We start from the raw sequence: 15,826 nt of genomic DNA, 5'->3' as shown, positions 1-15,826 counted from the left end.
CACATTCGTGTGCGTAGTCGGTCCCGAATTGACGTGGGCCGCCGCGCTCGCGCCCGGGTTCTGCAGGCGCTGCAGGTCCTGCCCCACGAAATTGGCATGACCGGGCACGTTGGAATGCGTGGTCGGACCGGAATTGGCGTGGACAGCCGCAGTGGCTGGTGGCTGGGCGACCAGCTGGTCGGTCTGGCGGATCGTGGTCTGCGGATTGATGACGCGTCCCGTTGCGGGCCGGGCCTGATCGTCACTCTCATCGCGTTGCTGGCCATGGGTGGCTCCGGACGCGCCGCTCGCCGCGATCAACGCGGCACCGGCGACAGTCAGAAGACGGCCAAGCTTGGATGTTACTTTTCCATAAAGCGACATCGTATCCTCTCCCCGTGGATCTGCTCGCTGCCTCGCTGGGCTGTCAGCCTCAAGCTCCCACTCCCTCGACGCGAAACTCTTAACACGTTATGCGTGCGATTGTTAGCGTATAGTTTTGCTTTCATACCGCATGGAACCGGATCGGATCGCGATCATGTCGACTCCGCATTGCTCATTTTGCGATATGCCCCTGCATTCGCGGACTTTTCAGGCAAATGCAGCACGGGCCGATGCGTCCGCGATAAACGGGCGCTTCATCGACAACGACATCCTGCTGGTCGACGACCTCTACGTTAACGGCGCGGACCTGATCGAGACGGCCGAGGGCCTGTCTGCCTGGCGCGGTTCTGCCGTGTCCGACACCGGCGGCACCTATGCGCGATCGAGCCGGACCAGCGCTTTCATGCATTTGTCGGGCGGCGTGGACGCAAGCCTGTCTCCGTTCCAGGACAGCGTCTCCCGGGCTCTGCATGCGGCTGCAGCCTGTTACGCCGCTGCGGTCGATAATCTACGCCTGCAGTCGGATCTGGCGGTGCAGATCCTGCGTTACGGACCGGGTCAGGAATTCACGCTGCATGCCGACCGCGAACCGGGCTCCGGCCGCGTCTACGGCGCACGCCAGCTGTCGGCCATTCTTTATCTCAATGACGATTACGAGGGCGGAGAGCTGGAATTTCCCAGGCAAGGCGTGGCCTATAATCCGCGCGCCGGTTCGGCGATCGTCTTTCCCAGCGGTTTCACCCATCCGCACAGCAGCCGCCCGGTGAAGACCGGCGTGAAATACAGCGCGGTGACCTGGTTCATCTGAAGACGGAGCGTGCCGGCCAACACTTGAAAATGCCCGCCAGCGCACCGGCCGAATGATTTCGACTTGTCTCTTGAATCAGGATCGAACCCCGTCTTTCAAGACCGCTCTGCCCGTCTCTGGTATCGGCTCCGTCCGGATTAGTTTTCGACCACGTGCAGGCCGTCGAGCAGGGCTTGCGTGGCCACGCCTTCGGCGAAGATGTAGTCGGCACCGCGATATTCGGCATAAACGGCGAGGGCGCGGCGGGTGGCAGCATCCATGTGACCGGTCGCTTCGCGTTCCAGGAACTTCATGTCGGCCAGCTGTGCCTGCAGGCGTTCGACCTCGGACGGTGCGAGCCGCTGTTCGAACACCGCGACCAGCGCGCCGCTGGGATCGTGCATTACGAAGACTCGGTCGTCGATACGGCGCAGGTCGGCCAGAGGTTCGCCTGCGCAGGTAAGCCGGAGCGATGATTGTGCCGGAGGTCTGTAGGTGTCGGCGTCGAGCAGGGGAAGGGTGAGGTCGGACAGGTTGGAATCGTCCAGCCGGACGATTTCGTCCGGAATTGCCTCTACCCTCCAGTCGTCGCAGGTACGTCCGTCGTACCAGACGAGCATTTCATCGAAGCGTATGGACGCGCCCTCCGGAAAAGCCTGCGATCCGGCGTCGATCGTGGCTTCGACATGGCTCGATCGGCGGACCGCCGCGAGATCGTACGCGCCGGCCAGGAGGGCCGGTTCCGGTTGCAGGATACCGCCGGCGGTGAGCAGGCCCACATGAAGCGCGATTGCGAGATTGATCATGGTGATGCCGGAGCTCCTCGACTGGTAAGGCTGGTGCGCTCTGCGCAGCGTCCATTTCGCTCGCCCCATGCGGCGAAATGAAGGCCGGGGACCCTACGGTCCTCCAGCCGCCCCGGCACGTTCCATCAGATGGTTCGCGAATTCCGGGATTTGCTCGCCGATCGCTGGCGTGAAGGGGACACCGCGCCAGCGTGTTTCGATAGTCTCTTCAGCATCCTCTCCGGCTGCGGGGACGAAGCGTTCGATAACGCCCTGTTCGTCTGCCGACGGCGTGAAGGTGACCTGGACTTCGCTTCGCCGCAGGCCGGTTCGCCAGTTCGGCTGACCGGCCAGCCGTGGCGCACCAGGGAGCGCACGTTCGTACTCGCCCGAAAGCATGGTCTGGATCTCGCGTGCCATCGCAGGGTCGCCCGGACCGGCGCGGACGATCCCGCCGGCGTCGATGATGACGACCTGCAATTCCCCGCCGGGAGATTGCACGAAGCCGAAATTATTCCATTTGAAGTCGAGCCAGACATAGCCGGCAGCATTCAGCTCCTCGATGACATCGGCCAGGAGCTCGATCTGTGCCTGGCTGAGCGGGCGGCCATTGCGGATCTGAACTTGCGCAGTTTCGACGAGCTCGGCGATCTGGACACGCACGACACCGTAACGCGCAGCTCCGGCGACCGTGAATGTGTCGACGATTTCCGGTAGCCGGACCCGCGGAGAGCCAAGGCTGGAAATCACGGCTTCGCCGAGCGCATCTGCATCGGCAGCATGATACATGCCGGTGTCGAACGTCAGCCGGATCGCCGTCGGCGCGCCCTGGGTCGTGGTGACTGCGCTGTGATAGGCCGCTGTCGTCGAGCCGGCATCGATGAAGCGACCGACGGACAGGCGGCGTGTATCACCCGTTCCGGTCGCGAGTTCGAGATCCGTATTGGCGTGACCGGGGCCGAGCGCTTGCGCATTGATGACCTCGCCGCGCGTTCCCGAATGGCTGGCATGTTCGCCGCGTTGCAGCGACAGTCCGGCGGACGGCTCGGCCAGCAAGTCGGCGAGAAGCTGGCCCGACCCGACCTCTTCGGGCGGTCGCGAGACGGCCTCGAATCGGCCGCCCGGCGGCAAGGTCGGTTCGGGGACGCCAGCCATGGCGGGCTGCAGGTCGGCGTCCAGCTCGAACCGGATCACACGGGAATCGACGATGGTCGCATCAGGATCGGGCGTGGCGGTACGCGCGAGCTCGTCCGTGCGGCGCGCAGCGACGTCTGCGACAATGTCGAGGGCCTGGATTTCGTCCGCGGTCATCGCACTGCGCCCGAGCTGGATCTCGCGGAGCCGGCTGCGCATGGCGAAAGCGGCGAATTGCCGGCGTTCGAGAGCGGTCAGGCTGGAAATGCCGCGCTGTTCGATCGAACGCGTGACCTGCAGGCCGGCGACGACGGGGGCCGGCGTCCGGATTGCCCGGACGACGTGGACGCCATCCATGCCGGCGAAGGCGGCCGACAGGCCGATATTGAACAGCATCTCGCCGAAGGCCTTCGCCTCCAGCTCCGCGGCTGCGTGGCGTTCGTAGCCGAGCACGATGCCGGCGCGTTCCGAGAAGTCGATTTCAGACTGACCCGAAAGATAGTCCCGCGCCTCTATCCAGGCGGTTGCCCCGACATCTGCCGCCGCGAAGGCAAACATGACGTAAGCCGCGGACCCCGACGCTCCGAGACCCGCGGACACCGGCACCGAGATGACGGCGCTCATGGCGATCAGCAGATTATTGTCCTGTCGTGCCGCAGCCTCCTGACGGCGCACGCGCTCCATCAGCGGTTCCAGTTCCCGCATCCAGAAGAGACCGTCCGGATCGTATTGCCAGGACGTCCATGTCTGGCCGCTGACCGCATCGGTCTGCAATTCGAGGCGTCGCAGTTTCGGTTCGAGCGCGGCCTCTATCACGCCGAAGCCGCGGCCCGTCATGCGGATGATGTCGCGGATGTCGTCGCAGGGATCGAGTGCCGCGCTATCGGAGCGCAGGGAGCGGGTGCGTTCGAGCAGGATTGCCAGCGCCTGGCGTGTAGCCGCCACGCGCCAGGCGCGTGCCGCGGCTTCTCCCGCCCGGCCCGGACCCAATCCGTAGTCTCGCGCTATGGCGGCATCGTCGTCGGCCGCGACAGCAGTGCCGTACTCGACGTCCGATCCGTCGGGGGCCGTAACCTCGATACGATTGATGGGCTGCGACCGGTCGCCGTCGAGGCTGTTCATGCGGTGCAGGAGGCCGACGATTTCGGCATCCTGCTGTTCGATGCGGTTCAGCTCGGCGATGGCACGGTCGAGATGGTCGATGAAGGTGGCGCGGAGCAGGAGCGCCGCTGCGTGGTGCCCTATGGTGACGGGCTCGGTCCGGATGTCCTCGTCGAAGAATTCGAGCAGTACGACATTCCAGAATGCGTCGATCTCCCGGTTCTGCAGATCGAGCGAGGTCCAGTTGGCGACTGTGATGTCCCGGCACGCCGCAGCCTCTTGCAAGGCGACCTGGAACAGGGATTGCGCAGCTGGGGCGGGCCGCGTGGCGACCGCGATAGCGACAGGCTCGTCTTCCGGGCTGTCGAGAACGCCGATGCTTGCCGTTCGTGGCAGGACCGGCAGGGCGAAGGAAGCGGGCTCGAAATCCGGGTCGATGGTCGCTCGCAGGCTGACGAGGCGACCGGCTTGCCCGTAGGCGTCTATCTGTATCTGGCCCGGGCGAACCGGGGGCGTGCCGAGCAGCGCGGGGCCGTTGAGCACGATCGGCGGCGTGCGATAGAGATGAATTCGCCGGTCGGGATCATCCTCGCGAACCGCCGCGATCCGGTGCGTGACCGCGCCGGTGTTGTTGATCCGGTCTTCGTGAAGGACAAGCTGGATTTCATCGAGCGGAAGCGGGACGTTCGGCTCGACAACGATTTCCACGGACTCGGGAATATAGGCATTGGCGATATCGAGCGCTTCGGAGGCGTGTACGAACCTGATCTGAGCTTCGAGTCCGCCGAAGTGGAGCGCCCACAAGCCTTCGGTGCCATTGATCCCGATGGATTTGACACCGGGCATGATGCCTTCACGCAGATTGGCCCGCACGAGAAGGCCGGTCAGTCCGTCAGGCAGAGGGGCCTCCTCCGAGAGGCCTTGCAGCTGCCGGTATCGCGTCCAGGCCCGCTGATACATGTCGCGGTAGACCGGATTGTCCGTGTCGGGCCAGGCCACATACCGATACTCGATGGCCCGGTCGGTCGCGGTTAAGTCCAGTTCATCGCCATGCGACTGCGGCAGCTTCCACCCGGTCACGAAGAGATATCGCAGGTCGCTTCCCTCGCGCGCGCCCGGATTGAAGGGATAGGGGTGGGACGGGACGCCGGCAGGGGCGGCAGTCTGGTCGCTGACGGAGAAAACCGACTGGATGCGCGGCGCCGCGTTCAATCCGACCGCGCCGTCGGAAAAGGCCGGTTCGGCGGCACCGTCATCCGTCTCCCATTCGGCCATCCAGCGGAGCCCGTTTGCCGGGAGGCGCGTACGGAAAAGCAGGTCGGCATGACCGCCCCAGACCATATCGCCCACAGTGCAGGAGAAGCGGCCGGCTCCTGCCGGACGGCAGCGCGGGTCGGCTGCTGTCGCACGTTCGACCGGTTGGTAGGTAGCGCCGTCGACGAGGGAAACGGATACCTGAACGCCGGTGGCGGAGAAGTCCGGCAGGTTTCGCAAGCGCAGGGCCAGAGACATGGGTGCGCCGACGACCGGTTCCGCCGGATAGGTGGCCTGTACGACGTCCAGACGGGGAGGGTCGAGCACGACATCCACAGGCACGCGTTCCTGCTCGATACGAAAACCGTACCGCGAGGCGCCGAGCCCCTGGATGAGAACGAAATAGTCGCCGGTGCGCGGGGCGACGAAGGTGTCTTCGCCGTAAAAGGCGAATTCGATATCCTCCGTCTCGACGAGAATTGCCTCGCCCTCATCATTGCAGGCCGGTTGCAGGATCGAGAGATCGACCTCGTTCGGCATTCGCCCCGGCAGGTCGTGATAGAGTGCGAGCGGTTCCACGGTCTCGACGCGGCCGCGTATCCGCGTCCCGGCCGGGACGTCGTCCAGCCGGTAAAGGTCTCCGGTATGGCTCAGCATGGCACCGGATTCGACAGGGCCGCGTACGTCGATGGGCTCCGGATCCGGTTTCGGCGGAGCAAGCGTGTCCGGCGACGGAATGATGACCGGCACGTCTTCTTCGCCCAGATTGGGCATGTAATCGACTGAGGGACAGTAATCGGGCTGGACATGGTCCGGCCCGGCCATGGACAGGCCTTCCTGACAGACGTTGAGAGCATCGAGATGGCCGGTGATCAAGGTCCCGGCGGAGATCGGCAAAGCCGTTTCCGGGCGGTCGCCGGCATCAAGCCGGCCGCCATTGTCCCCGAAAAACACCGCACGCGCGCGGAGCGAGTATGCGAGCCCGGACTGGTTCCCGTGAAGGCGCAAAGTCGCAGTTACATTGCGCGCCGCGGCGGAGTGGGTCGTCGCGCTGGCCCGATCGGTAATCGTTTCGCCCGTTCCCCAGCCACCCCGGCCGGGCGTACTGTCCCAGGCGAGATCGATATGTTCGCCATCGGCCTCCAGCGTCACCCACCATGGCCATCGAACCGCTTCGTCCACGCGCTGGACTGCCGCTTCGATCTGCAGGTGTGCATTGGCCGGGATCCGGACTTCGAATGCTTCGGATGCGCCGTGCAGCACCCCGGCAAAGCTCTGGACGCCGACCTCGGCGGGCGCGATCCGGCTCGCGATTTCAGGAATGGGGCAGTCACTCGGAGGCGACTGGGCAGCTGTCGCGCCTGCAAGACCGAGCGAACCGAGCACGGCACAAAGCAAAGAGGACGCACTCTGTCCGCAGACCAAACGCCTCATCATGCCTCGTTTCGTTGTCGGGTCTTGTTGACTGGATAGCGTGTTTCCACCGCCAAGTCACGATTGAGGCCGACGCCAGGACGTTGCGTCGAGTGGCCGGACACGCGCGCAGGCCGTCGGATGAATTGGGGGCGGGTGGAATGGGCAGCTGAAATGCACCTGCCCCCTGCTTTCTCCATGGCGACCGACTCGAACGGGTCATGGTGATCCGGACGAAATCGCCCAGGTCGCCTCCTTCCTCGCCTCGAGGGATGCCAGCTACATCACCGGCACGACCATCTATGCCGATGGCGGCCGCCTGGCGATGAACTACACCGTCTCGAACTAGGGCTGGCTGCGCCGGCAAGAAAAAGGCCCGGCACGCTGAGCGCGCCGGGCCTCGTCATGTCTGGATTGCGGAAGAGACCGATCAGTCCTTCTTGCCGCCGAACAGGGTTTCCAGGTCGATCTCGCCATCGCCCTGCATGTCGTCCCGGTCGTCTTTCAGCTCCTCCTGCGGCTTGAGCGTGTCGGAGAGCATTTCCGGGTTTTCCTCTTCCAGCTTGCGGCGGCGGGCCGAAGCCTTCTTCACCTGCTCGTCGAGATCGATCTGCGTGCACAGGCCGAGCGAGACCGGGTCGGTCGGCTTGATATTGGCCGAGTTCCAGTGCGTGCGGTCGCGCACGGCGCCGATCGTCGTCTTGGTCGTGCCGATCAGCTTGGAAATCTGCGCGTCGGAGAGTTCCGGGTGGTTGCGCACCAGCCAGGCAATGGCGTCCGGACGATTCTGCCGGCGCGAGAGCGGCGTGTAGCGCGGGCCGCGGCGTTTGGTCGGCGTCTGCATGTCGGCATATTTCGGCTTCACCAGCGAGAGCCGGTGCTTGCTGTCGCCTTCGGCCTTCTCGATATCCTCGCGGGTCAGCTGACCGTTGGAGATCGGGTCCGCGCCGCGTACGCCCACGGCCACATCGCCATCCGCGATGCCCTTCACCTCAAGCGGGTGCAGGCCGCAGAAATCGGCAATCTGGTCGAACGTCAGCGACGTGTTGTCGACGAGCCAGACGGCCGTGGCTTTCGGCATCAGGATCTCGGTCATGTCATCGGCTCCTTGCGGATTGAACAGGGCTCGGAAAATAAAAAAGCCCGACACGGCTGCCGGGCTCAGGCTTCCGACGCTCGGCGGCGAGGATGTCAACCTGCCAAGCGATTTGCCTGTTATATAACTTGTTTGAGCGGCGCTGCAAAGCGGCTCCGCACCGGATTTATCAGCATTCCAGCAGGATTTTCCCGGCATGCACGCCGGAATCGAGACGTTCGTGTGCGGAGCGCACACTTGAGAGGTCGAACCGGCTGTCGATGACCGGTTTGAGCTCGCCGGCCTCGACCCACGGCCAGACGCTTTCGCGCACGGCCCGGGTCAGTCGTGCCTTCTCCTCCGCGGGGCGGGCCCGCAGCGTCGAGCCGGTCAGCGTGATGCGCTTGAGCATGACCCGCATCAGGTCGACCTCGACCCGGCTTCCCTGCAGGAAGGCGATGGAAACGATGCGTCCGCCCTGCCTCGCGCAGTCGATATTCTTCTGGACATAGGCGCCGCCGACCATGTCGAGAATGACGTCCGCTCCGCCCTCAGCCTTCACCGCTTCGGCAAAATCCTCCTCGCGGTAATTGATGGCGAGATCGGCGCCGAGCTTCCGGCAGAGCGCGACCTTGTCCGGCGTGCCTGCCGTGGCGATGACGCGAGCGCCATGCGCCTTGGCCATCTGGATGGCCGTCGTGCCGATACCGCTCGTTCCGCCATGCACGAGCAAGGTTTCGCCGGGCTGGAGCGCGCCGATCTCGAACACATTCGTCCAGACGGTCAGCACGGTCTCGGGCAGGCCCGCCGCATCGGCGACGGGGATTCCCGCCGGCGCGGGCAAGACCGAGCCTGCGGGCGCGACGGAATAATCCGCATACCCGCCGCCGGCGACCAGCGCGCAGACCGGGTCGCCCACCGCGAAACCGGTCACGCCGTCGCCAAGCGCCGCGACATGACCGGCGACTTCCAGGCCGAGTCCTTCCGGCGACCCCGGCGGTGCCGGATAGAAGCCGAGACGCTCGATCTGGTCGGGACGATTGACCCCGCAGGCCACGTTCCGGATCAGGATTTCGCCCGGCCCCGCTTGCGGCACGGGCCGCTCGACGATATCGAGCACGTCCGGCCCGCCGGGCTCACGCGCGAGGACGATCCGGTTTTTCTGGGTCTCGGCCATGTGACACACGCCTCCTTCGCGCTATGTTCGGTTCGGGCATGGGCTGCAGAACACATATGGAGGCCAACATGTTCCATGACGAGGACGGCGCTGCAAGCAAGCCGGCGGGCGCCATCACCCCGGGTGAAGATCTCAGCGCCCTGTCGCTCGAGGACCTCGCCGAGCGCCGCGCTCTGCTGGAAGAGGAAATCCGCCGCACCGACCAGGCGACCGAGCAGAAAAAGGCCGGGCGCAACGCCGCGGACGCCGTTTTCAGGCTTTGAGCGCGTGTTTAGGCTTTGATCACCGTATTGCGGGAGACTGGCCCCAAGCTTGCTTAGATTCGCTCGATCTCGATGACCGGGACACGGACCGACCGATAATTGGACGCGCAATGAACGATAGCCAGACTCCGACCCTCTTTCCTGCCGGCGGCGCCCCTGCCGCCAGGGCCCAGGACTTCTCCAGTTCGGAGATGTTCCAGAAGCTGTTCCGCGAAGGCATGGACCTGGTGGAAGAGACGGCGAGCTATCTGGACGGGCCAGGCCGCGACGATTCCAAATCGCTGGATCGTGCGGGCGCGCTCTCCTACGCGACCGAGAGCATGAAGCTGACGACGCGCCTGATGCAGGCGGCCTCCTGGCTCCTGGCCCAGCGTGCCGTTTCGGAAGGCGAGATGAGTGCCGAGGACGCCACCGACGGCAAATACCGCCTCGGCAATGACCGGCCGACCGACGATCTCTGGCCGGAGGGCGAGACCCCGCCGGCCATGCTGTCCGATCTGGTCGCCCGCTCGCGCTCGCTCTATGCGCGCCTCAAGCGTATCGACGACAATCTCTATGTCGACGGCCCGCTCGAGCCGGAAGCCAATCCGGTCGCCGATCACATGGCCCGTCTGCGCGGCGCCTTCGGCGAACACTGAGCCCCCGCGAAATTGCGGACAAAAGAAAAGGGGCGCTCCGGTGGAGCGCGCCTTTCTTCTTTCGGACGACTGGGCGCCCGCTCGGGCCTAGACGAAGCCCTTGAACTTGTCCTTGAAGCGGGACACGCGGCCGCCGCGGTCCATCAGCTTCTGGTCGCCGCCGGTCCAGGCCGGGTGCGAGGACGGATCGATGTCGAGGGTCAGCGTATCGCCTTCCTTGCCCCAGGTGGACTTGGTCTGGAAGGTCGAACCGTCGGTCATCTTCACATTGATGATGTGGTATTCGGGATGGATATCGCTTTTCATCGATCCGGCTTTCTGTTTCCGCCGCGCCACACCGATCCACAGCCGGGCACGCAGCTCAATAAACTCAGGAGCGCGGGTCTATACAGGACCATCCACGCCTTCGCAAGCGAAGCGGTGAGTCACTGCCGCGGGCCCGGTTCGACCCGGCCGCTTGCCTATCTCGCGCAGGTCGTTATGCACATTGACTCACCCATATCATGGAGTCCGCGTTGAAGTCTTTTCTTGCCGCCACCACGTTCGCCCTCGCCCTGGCCGGCGTCCCGTCCGGCGTCAGCGCCGACACGCCGGATGACACGGCGACATCCAGCACCGGCGCTCCGATCGCTTTCGGGACCAGCCATGTCATCCGCTCGGAGGTTCTGGGCGAAGACCGGACGCTCAATATCTGGCTGCCGCCGCACCATGACGACGCCGAAGCGCCCTACACCGTGCTCTACCTGATCGATGGCGGGCAGCAGCAGGACTACCCTCATATCGCCGGCCTGGCCCAGCTGGGCGTGATCAGCTGGCAGTACGAACCGCTGATCGTGGTCGGGATCGAAACGGGCGAGCGCATCCACGAACTCACGCCGCAGCCTGCAGACGAGCGCTATCTAACCCAGTTCCCCACCTCCGGCGGGGCGGGAACCTTCCGCCGTTACATCGCCGAGGAAGTCGTCCCCTTCATCGAGGAGAATTACCGCACGGGCGACCGGCGCGCAGTGATCGGAGAATCGCTCGCCGGCCTCTTCATCGTCGACACGATGCTGGAAGAACCCGGGCTGTTCGACGACTATATCGCCGTTTCGCCGAGCCTGTGGTGGGACGATCAGGCCGTGGCCGGGCGTGCAGCCGAACGTCTGGCCGGCGCCGATCATGACGGTCATCGCGTTTATCTCACAATGGGCGATGAAGGCGGCACCATGCAGGCTGGCCTCGATACGCTTCTGACGGCGCTGGACAACACCGCCGGCGCACCGGAGTTCGTTTATATCGATCGCAGGAACAGCGAGAGCCATTCGACCATTTATCACGGCGCCGCTTTCGACGCGCTGCGGCGCTTCTATGCCCGCCCGCCCTGGGATTACGGCGACATGCCCTGGTATCTGGTCGAAGGCGGCCAGCCGGAGCCGCAGGCCGGAGCCGGCACGGAGGCCGGCGCAGAGGAGTAGGGTCCGACAGGGGCAACATACGCATTGTTATGCGTATGTTTCATGCGCATACTTGAAACCCTGTCACAGGAAGCGAGCCCGCGATGAAGTATGATGCCCCGGCGCAGCGCAAACGCACCAATCTCACCGTCCGCGAGGACGTGATGGCGGAGGCGCGCGCGCTGGGCCTCAACCTCTCCCGCGCCGCCGAAGCGGGCATCGAGGCCGCCATCCGCGAGGAGAAGGGCCGCCGCTGGAAGGAAGAGAACCGGGAGGCGATCCAGGCGCACAACAGGCGGATCGAGCGAGAGGGCATGCTCCTGCCGACGCCCTGGTGGGCTCAGCCGAATGACGACTAGATGGCCCGCTTCGATCTCTACCGGGTCGACACTTGGCGCATCCCGCTACTGGTGAATGTCCAGAGCGACGTCCTCGACGACATCGCCAGCCGCGTCGTCATCCCGCTCCGCGAAATCGGGGACGGGGAAGAACCGGTCTTGCCCGGGTTGAAGCCCGTTCTTGTCATCGACGAAAAGCGCTACGTGCTCGTCACACCGGATATCGGTGCGCAGCCCCTGCACTGGCTCGGCCGCCCCGTCGGGAACATCAAGAACCACCGCGACAGCATTATCGCGGCGATGGACTTTCTGTTTCAGGGGTATTGAGGGCAGCCATCGAGCGGCGCGAGAATACCTGCCTGCCCCCTACCGCGACGTCAGCTTCAGCTCGATGCGGCGGTTCCGGGCATTGGCTTCCGCGCTCCGGCCCGAAGCGATCGGGTGGTGTTCGCCGAAGCCGGCGGCGACCAGGCGCTCGGGCGGGACGCCGAGTTCGGTCATCCATTGCACGACCGAGATCGCGCGGGCGGCCGAGAGATGCCAGTTGGACGGGTAGGTCGTGCGAATCGGGACAGGATCGGTGTGGCCGTCGATGCGGATCACCCAATCCAGATCGTCCGGGATCTCGTCGGTCAGCTGGATGATCGCCGCCGCGATCGGACGCAGGCTTTCCCGGCCCTCGCTGGAGAGAGCCGCCGATCCGGAGGGGAAGAGCACGTCCGTTTCGAAAACGAAACGATCGCCCACAATCCTTACGCCCGTGCGGTTTCCGAGAATTTCGCGCAGCCGTCCGAAGAAGTCGGAGCGGTAGACGGCGAGCTCGGCGGCGCGCTCGGCCAGGGCCGCATTGAGGCGTTCGCCGAGATTGATCACCTGCGCCTCGGCCTCCTCGGCCCGCTGCTCGGCAGCGTCCAGGGCGGCATTGAGTGTGGCGATCTGGTCGCGCAGCACCTGCATCTGCTGGTTCAGCAGCATCAGCGCCCGGCGGCTTTCCTCGGAAAGCTCCTGCTCGGCGCTGAGTTCGGCGCGCAGATCCTCGGCCTGGGTGTTGGCCATGGCGAGAGCCCCGGTGAGCGCGTCGCGTTCTTCCTCGAGGACGGTGATCTCGGCTTCCAGCCCAGTGATGCGCAGATCGAGTTCGGCATTCTCGTCGCGCGCCAGGGAGAGCTCGTCGGCGAGCTGCGCCAGCTGGGCATTGAGGGCGGCGAGCTGCTCGTCGCGGCCCGTCAGGGCGCGCGACAGGGCGAACTGGCCGGCGACGAAGATCGAGAGAAGGAAGACGATGACGAGAAGCAGCGTGGCCAGAGCATCGACGAAGCCCGGCCAGTAATCGCCGCTATCGGCTTCCTGGAAACGCGCAAAACGGGGCGACGACATGGTTTACTCCCCTCCCCGCTCCCGCGATTGCAGGGACCGGATGAGCACCCGTATCTCGTCGCGCAGGGCGCGTGTGGTCTCTTCCTGGCTGGCGCGGCTGTCCTCGGCATAGCGCTGCAGTGTCGTGTCGAGCTGGCGCGTATGCCGCTCCATCGTGTGGGCGAGCCGGTCGAGGGTCTCGGCCGTCTGCTCAAGCAGCGCGCCGACATAGGCCGGCGACATCTCGCCATCGCCCGCGCTGGCCGGTCCCGCTGCCGCCAGGCGCGAAATGGAGGAGAGCCATTCCTCGATCTCGTTGTAGAAACGGTTCTGGGCGCGGCTGGCCTGAAGGTCGAGGAAACCGATGACGAGCGAGCCTGCGAGACCGAAGAGCGAGGAGGCAAAGGCCGTGCCCATGCCCTGGATCGGGTCCTCGATGGCCGACATGAGGCGCATGACGTCCGCCTCGCCGCCGCTCGAGCTTTCCGTTACGGCGCGCACGGCCTCGCCGACGGCGCCGACGACTTCGAGCAGGCCCCAGAACGTGCCCAGCAGACCCAGGAAGATCAGAAGGCGTCCGAAATAGCGCGTGAACGCACCGGCCTCGGACATGCGCGCGGCGACCGAGTCGAGCACGGTGCGCACGGATCCGGCCGAGAGGCTGACCTTGCCGGAGGTATGGGAGATCATCGACGCCATGGGCGCGATCAGGGCGGGCGGAGCCGGCAGGCTCGCCTTGTCTTCCGCCGATCGGAAACGCAGCAGCCAACGCGCGGCCGGTCCGATCCCCAGCGCCTGGGCATAGGTGTAGATCACGCCGATCACGAGGACGGCGAGGATCAGGCCATTGATCGCGGGATTGGCCATGAAGGCGGCCTGCAACGGCCCGTAAAGGGAGAGCGCGATCGCGGCGACGCTCGCCGTGAAAATCGCCATCCAGACGATATATCGCCCCGGCCCGGTGAACCGGACTTCGGGTGCAAGCTCTTCTCCGCCCATCGGGTCGCGTACCGGCATCGTGTCCCCTCACTCCTAACAGACGTCCTGTCTCCTTCCGGATTGGGACAATTTGGAGGCGAGGTCAAAGGCCTTCTGCCCGGGCGCTATCACCATCGGTGCGTGGCCGACCGGAATAGTTCCGGGAATTATTTCCAATTTGGAAGTTTCAGCCTTCCTCACACCCTGTTTATCGCCGAACCGGACACACACATATTGACGTCATCGCATTCACGTCGCCCGGCAGACGGCCCACCGGCCAGGCCCGGCGCGCTCCGAGGAGAGACAAGATGACCCGCAATGACAACGCCCCCCGCATTCTTCGCGTCGATGCCAGCATGCGGCACGAAAATTCCAGTTCGCGGGAGCTGACCGACAAGGTGATCGAACGGCTTATTGGCGTGGCACCGCAAACGTCCGTGGCGAGGCGCGACCTTGCCGAGACCCGGCTTCCCTTCGTGGACCAGAGCTGGATTGGGGCCAATTTCACCGATCCGGCCGAGCGCGACGACGAGCAGAAGGCGGCGCTCGCCTTGTCCGACCAGCTCGTGGCGGAGCTGAAGGCCGCCGACACGATCGTGATCGGCCTGCCGGTCTACAATTTCGGGATACCGGCTGCGCTGAAGGCCTGGGTCGACCTGATCGCCCGTGCCCGCGAAACCTTCCGCTATACCGAGAACGGTCCGGTCGGCCTGCTCGAGAACAAGCGAGCCATCCTGGTCTACGCTTCAGGCGGAACGCCGGCGGGCAGCGATATCGACTTCGCCTCAACCTATATGAAGCACATTCTCGGCTTCGTCGGCATCACCGATGTAACCGTCATCAATGCCGGTCAGCAAATGACAAACGGCGCCGAAGCCATCGACGCCGCTCTGTCAGATATTCGTGAACTGGCGGCCTGAACCGCCTGATGTCAGCGGGCGGCGTTCAGCCGCTCGCCCAGGAAGCCGATCATGGCCTCGTTGCCGGCCAGGATATTGCCCGTGCCCAGCACGTCGTCCCTGCCGTCGATCTCACCGACAAAGCCGCCGGCTTCCTTCACCAGAACGATGCCGGCGGCGATGTCCCAGCTTTTCAGATTGCGTTCCCAGAAGCCGTCATAGCGACCGGCCGCGACCCAGGCGAGGTCGAGGGCGGCAGAACCCATGCGGCGGATACCTGCCGTGGCCGGCATGACCTGGTGCAATTCCTTGAGGAAACTGGCATGGCCGGTCTTGCCCGAGAAGGGCATGCCGGTGGCGATCACCGCCTCGTCGAAATGCTTGCGGTCGGCCACGCGGAGGCGCCGGTCGGCCAGCCAGGCACCGCGGCCCTTTTCAGCATGGAACATCTCGTCGGAGGCCGGATTGTAGATCACGCCCGCAACCAGCTCGCCCTCTCGCTCCAGTGCGATGGAGACGGCGAAGTGAGGCATGCCGTGCAGGAAGTTGGTGGTCCCGTCCAGCGGATCGACGATCCAGCGGTGGGACTTGTCCGTGCCTTCCACAATGCCGCGCTCTTCCATGAGGAAGCCATAGCCCGGGCGGGCCTGCATCAGGCGATCATAGATGATGTCCTCGGCCTTGTGATCCGCCTTGGAGACGAAATCGGACGGGCCCTTGCGCGAGACCTGCAGGTGCTCGATGTCGCGGAAATCGCGGTTGAGCGAGCGGCCGGCGCGGCCGGCCACATCAGTCATCACCGTGAGGAGGGGAGAAAGTGTGCCCACGG

At 65.0% G+C, this 15,826-nt stretch carries 16 protein-coding genes and 1 pseudogene; 8 read left to right on the top strand and 9 right to left on the bottom strand.

All coding sequences use genetic code 11. From position 1 onward, the window contains the following. The coding region (locus AC13HB_RS08630; RefSeq protein ID WP_482949344.1) for a hypothetical protein at positions 1-363 on the bottom strand (363 nt) is incomplete at its 3' end. A gap of 184 nt (positions 364-547) precedes the next feature. On the opposite strand from AC13HB_RS08630, the gene AC13HB_RS08625 reads away from it, so the two are divergent. Next, positions 548-1,171: a 2OG-Fe(II) oxygenase gene (locus AC13HB_RS08625; protein WP_482949343.1), complete on the top strand. Its 624-nt coding sequence runs from the start codon at positions 548-550 to the stop codon at positions 1,169-1,171. 137 nt (positions 1,172-1,308) lie between these two features. Here AC13HB_RS08625 and AC13HB_RS08620 read toward each other — a convergent pair whose 3' ends face one another. Continuing rightward, on the bottom strand, positions 1,309-1,956 hold the full coding sequence (locus AC13HB_RS08620; RefSeq protein ID WP_482949342.1) for a hypothetical protein: 648 nt from the start codon (positions 1,954-1,956) through the stop codon (positions 1,309-1,311). Positions 1,957-2,049: 93 nt separating this feature from the next. Then, complete coding sequence (locus AC13HB_RS08615; protein ID WP_482949341.1) at positions 2,050-6,861, bottom strand: hypothetical protein; 4,812 nt, start codon at positions 6,859-6,861, stop codon at positions 2,050-2,052. A 199-nt stretch (positions 6,862-7,060) separates the two neighbouring features. Here AC13HB_RS08615 and AC13HB_RS08610 point away from each other — a divergent pair. Then, positions 7,061-7,186 (top strand): annotated as a pseudogene (locus AC13HB_RS08610) (SDR family oxidoreductase); the annotation flags it as partial. An 81-nt stretch (positions 7,187-7,267) separates the two neighbouring features. Here the strand turns inward: AC13HB_RS08610 and AC13HB_RS08605 are convergent. Both AC13HB_RS08605 and AC13HB_RS08600 read right to left on the bottom strand, forming a co-directional pair. Further along, entirely contained in the window at positions 7,268-7,933 is a 666-nt protein-coding gene (locus AC13HB_RS08605) for a DUF1013 domain-containing protein (protein ID WP_482949340.1), read from the bottom strand. 169 nt (positions 7,934-8,102) lie between these two features. After that, positions 8,103-9,089, bottom strand: coding sequence for an NAD(P)H-quinone oxidoreductase (locus tag AC13HB_RS08600; protein ID WP_482949339.1), 987 nt, complete (start codon positions 9,087-9,089; stop codon positions 8,103-8,105). Positions 9,090-9,157: 68 nt separating this feature from the next. Between AC13HB_RS08600 and AC13HB_RS08595 the strand changes: the two genes are divergently transcribed. Continuing rightward, positions 9,158-9,352 carry a DUF1192 domain-containing protein gene (locus AC13HB_RS08595; protein ID WP_482949338.1) on the top strand — a complete coding sequence of 65 codons (195 nt, stop codon included), beginning with the start codon at positions 9,158-9,160 and terminating at the stop codon, positions 9,350-9,352. Between the two features lie 110 nt (positions 9,353-9,462). Then, the gene (rcdA, locus tag AC13HB_RS08590; protein ID WP_482949337.1) at positions 9,463-9,990 is read left to right on the top strand and encodes a protease adaptor protein RcdA; all 528 of its coding nucleotides are present in this window, start codon (positions 9,463-9,465) and stop codon (positions 9,988-9,990) included. An 87-nt stretch (positions 9,991-10,077) separates the two neighbouring features. Here rcdA and rpmE read toward each other — a convergent pair whose 3' ends face one another. Then, positions 10,078-10,296, bottom strand: a complete 219-nt coding sequence (rpmE, locus tag AC13HB_RS08585; protein WP_482949336.1) for a 50S ribosomal protein L31 — start codon at positions 10,294-10,296, stop codon at positions 10,078-10,080. A 209-nt stretch (positions 10,297-10,505) separates the two neighbouring features. Between rpmE and AC13HB_RS08580 the strand changes: the two genes are divergently transcribed. The 3 genes from AC13HB_RS08580 (at position 10,506) to AC13HB_RS08570 (ending at position 12,091) form a co-directional block, all read left to right on the top strand. Continuing rightward, a complete protein-coding gene (locus AC13HB_RS08580) occupies positions 10,506-11,447 on the top strand; it encodes an alpha/beta hydrolase (RefSeq protein ID WP_482949335.1) in 942 nt (313 codons plus the stop codon). Positions 11,448-11,530: 83 nt separating this feature from the next. Further along, complete coding sequence (locus AC13HB_RS08575) at positions 11,531-11,785, top strand: type II toxin-antitoxin system CcdA family antitoxin (protein WP_482949334.1); 255 nt, start codon at positions 11,531-11,533, stop codon at positions 11,783-11,785. Further along, positions 11,786-12,091, top strand: coding sequence for a CcdB family protein (locus tag AC13HB_RS08570; protein WP_482949333.1), 306 nt, complete (start codon positions 11,786-11,788; stop codon positions 12,089-12,091). A gap of 39 nt (positions 12,092-12,130) precedes the next feature. Here AC13HB_RS08570 and AC13HB_RS08565 read toward each other — a convergent pair whose 3' ends face one another. Then, on the bottom strand, positions 12,131-13,141 hold the full coding sequence (locus AC13HB_RS08565; protein ID WP_482949332.1) for a peptidoglycan -binding protein: 1,011 nt from the start codon (positions 13,139-13,141) through the stop codon (positions 12,131-12,133). A gap of 3 nt (positions 13,142-13,144) precedes the next feature. Beyond that, entirely contained in the window at positions 13,145-14,137 is a 993-nt protein-coding gene (locus tag AC13HB_RS08560) for a hypothetical protein (RefSeq protein WP_482949331.1), read from the bottom strand. Positions 14,138-14,406: 269 nt separating this feature from the next. On the opposite strand from AC13HB_RS08560, the gene AC13HB_RS08555 reads away from it, so the two are divergent. Next, positions 14,407-15,018 (top strand): FMN-dependent NADH-azoreductase, encoded by a 612-nt coding sequence (locus tag AC13HB_RS08555; RefSeq protein ID WP_482949330.1) that lies wholly within the window; start codon positions 14,407-14,409, stop codon positions 15,016-15,018. Between the two features lie 11 nt (positions 15,019-15,029). Here the strand turns inward: AC13HB_RS08555 and AC13HB_RS08550 are convergent, their stop codons facing one another. Next, a complete protein-coding gene (locus tag AC13HB_RS08550) occupies positions 15,030-15,824 on the bottom strand; it encodes an inositol monophosphatase family protein (protein ID WP_482949329.1) in 795 nt (264 codons plus the stop codon). Between the last annotated feature and the right edge of the window lie 2 nt (positions 15,825-15,826).

This window comes from Maricaulis sp. B-26 (assembly GCF_056857855.1).
The sequence above is the reverse complement of the archived record's forward strand: the minus strand, read 5'-3'. Positions and strand labels throughout refer to the sequence as shown.

What these genes read in the sequence shown, in the direction of transcription:
- AC13HB_RS08625 (WP_482949343.1), top strand. Translation starts at nt 548, where the DNA reads ATGCCCCTGCATTCGCGGACTTTTCAGGCAAATGCAGCACGGGCCGAT.
- AC13HB_RS08620 (WP_482949342.1), bottom strand. Translation starts at nt 1,956, where the DNA reads ATGATCAATCTCGCAATCGCGCTTCATGTGGGCCTGCTCACCGCCGGC.
- AC13HB_RS08615 (WP_482949341.1), bottom strand. Translation starts at nt 6,861, where the DNA reads ATGATGAGGCGTTTGGTCTGCGGACAGAGTGCGTCCTCTTTGCTTTGT.
- AC13HB_RS08605 (WP_482949340.1), bottom strand. Translation starts at nt 7,933, where the DNA reads ATGACCGAGATCCTGATGCCGAAAGCCACGGCCGTCTGGCTCGTCGAC.
- AC13HB_RS08600 (WP_482949339.1), bottom strand. Translation starts at nt 9,089, where the DNA reads ATGGCCGAGACCCAGAAAAACCGGATCGTCCTCGCGCGTGAGCCCGGC.
- AC13HB_RS08595 (WP_482949338.1), top strand. Translation starts at nt 9,158, where the DNA reads ATGTTCCATGACGAGGACGGCGCTGCAAGCAAGCCGGCGGGCGCCATC.
- rcdA (WP_482949337.1), top strand. Translation starts at nt 9,463, where the DNA reads ATGAACGATAGCCAGACTCCGACCCTCTTTCCTGCCGGCGGCGCCCCT.
- rpmE (WP_482949336.1), bottom strand. Translation starts at nt 10,296, where the DNA reads ATGAAAAGCGATATCCATCCCGAATACCACATCATCAATGTGAAGATG.
- AC13HB_RS08575 (WP_482949334.1), top strand. Translation starts at nt 11,531, where the DNA reads ATGAAGTATGATGCCCCGGCGCAGCGCAAACGCACCAATCTCACCGTC.
- AC13HB_RS08570 (WP_482949333.1), top strand. Translation starts at nt 11,786, where the DNA reads ATGGCCCGCTTCGATCTCTACCGGGTCGACACTTGGCGCATCCCGCTA.
- AC13HB_RS08565 (WP_482949332.1), bottom strand. Translation starts at nt 13,141, where the DNA reads ATGTCGTCGCCCCGTTTTGCGCGTTTCCAGGAAGCCGATAGCGGCGAT.
- AC13HB_RS08560 (WP_482949331.1), bottom strand. Translation starts at nt 14,137, where the DNA reads ATGCCGGTACGCGACCCGATGGGCGGAGAAGAGCTTGCACCCGAAGTC.
- AC13HB_RS08555 (WP_482949330.1), top strand. Translation starts at nt 14,407, where the DNA reads ATGACCCGCAATGACAACGCCCCCCGCATTCTTCGCGTCGATGCCAGC.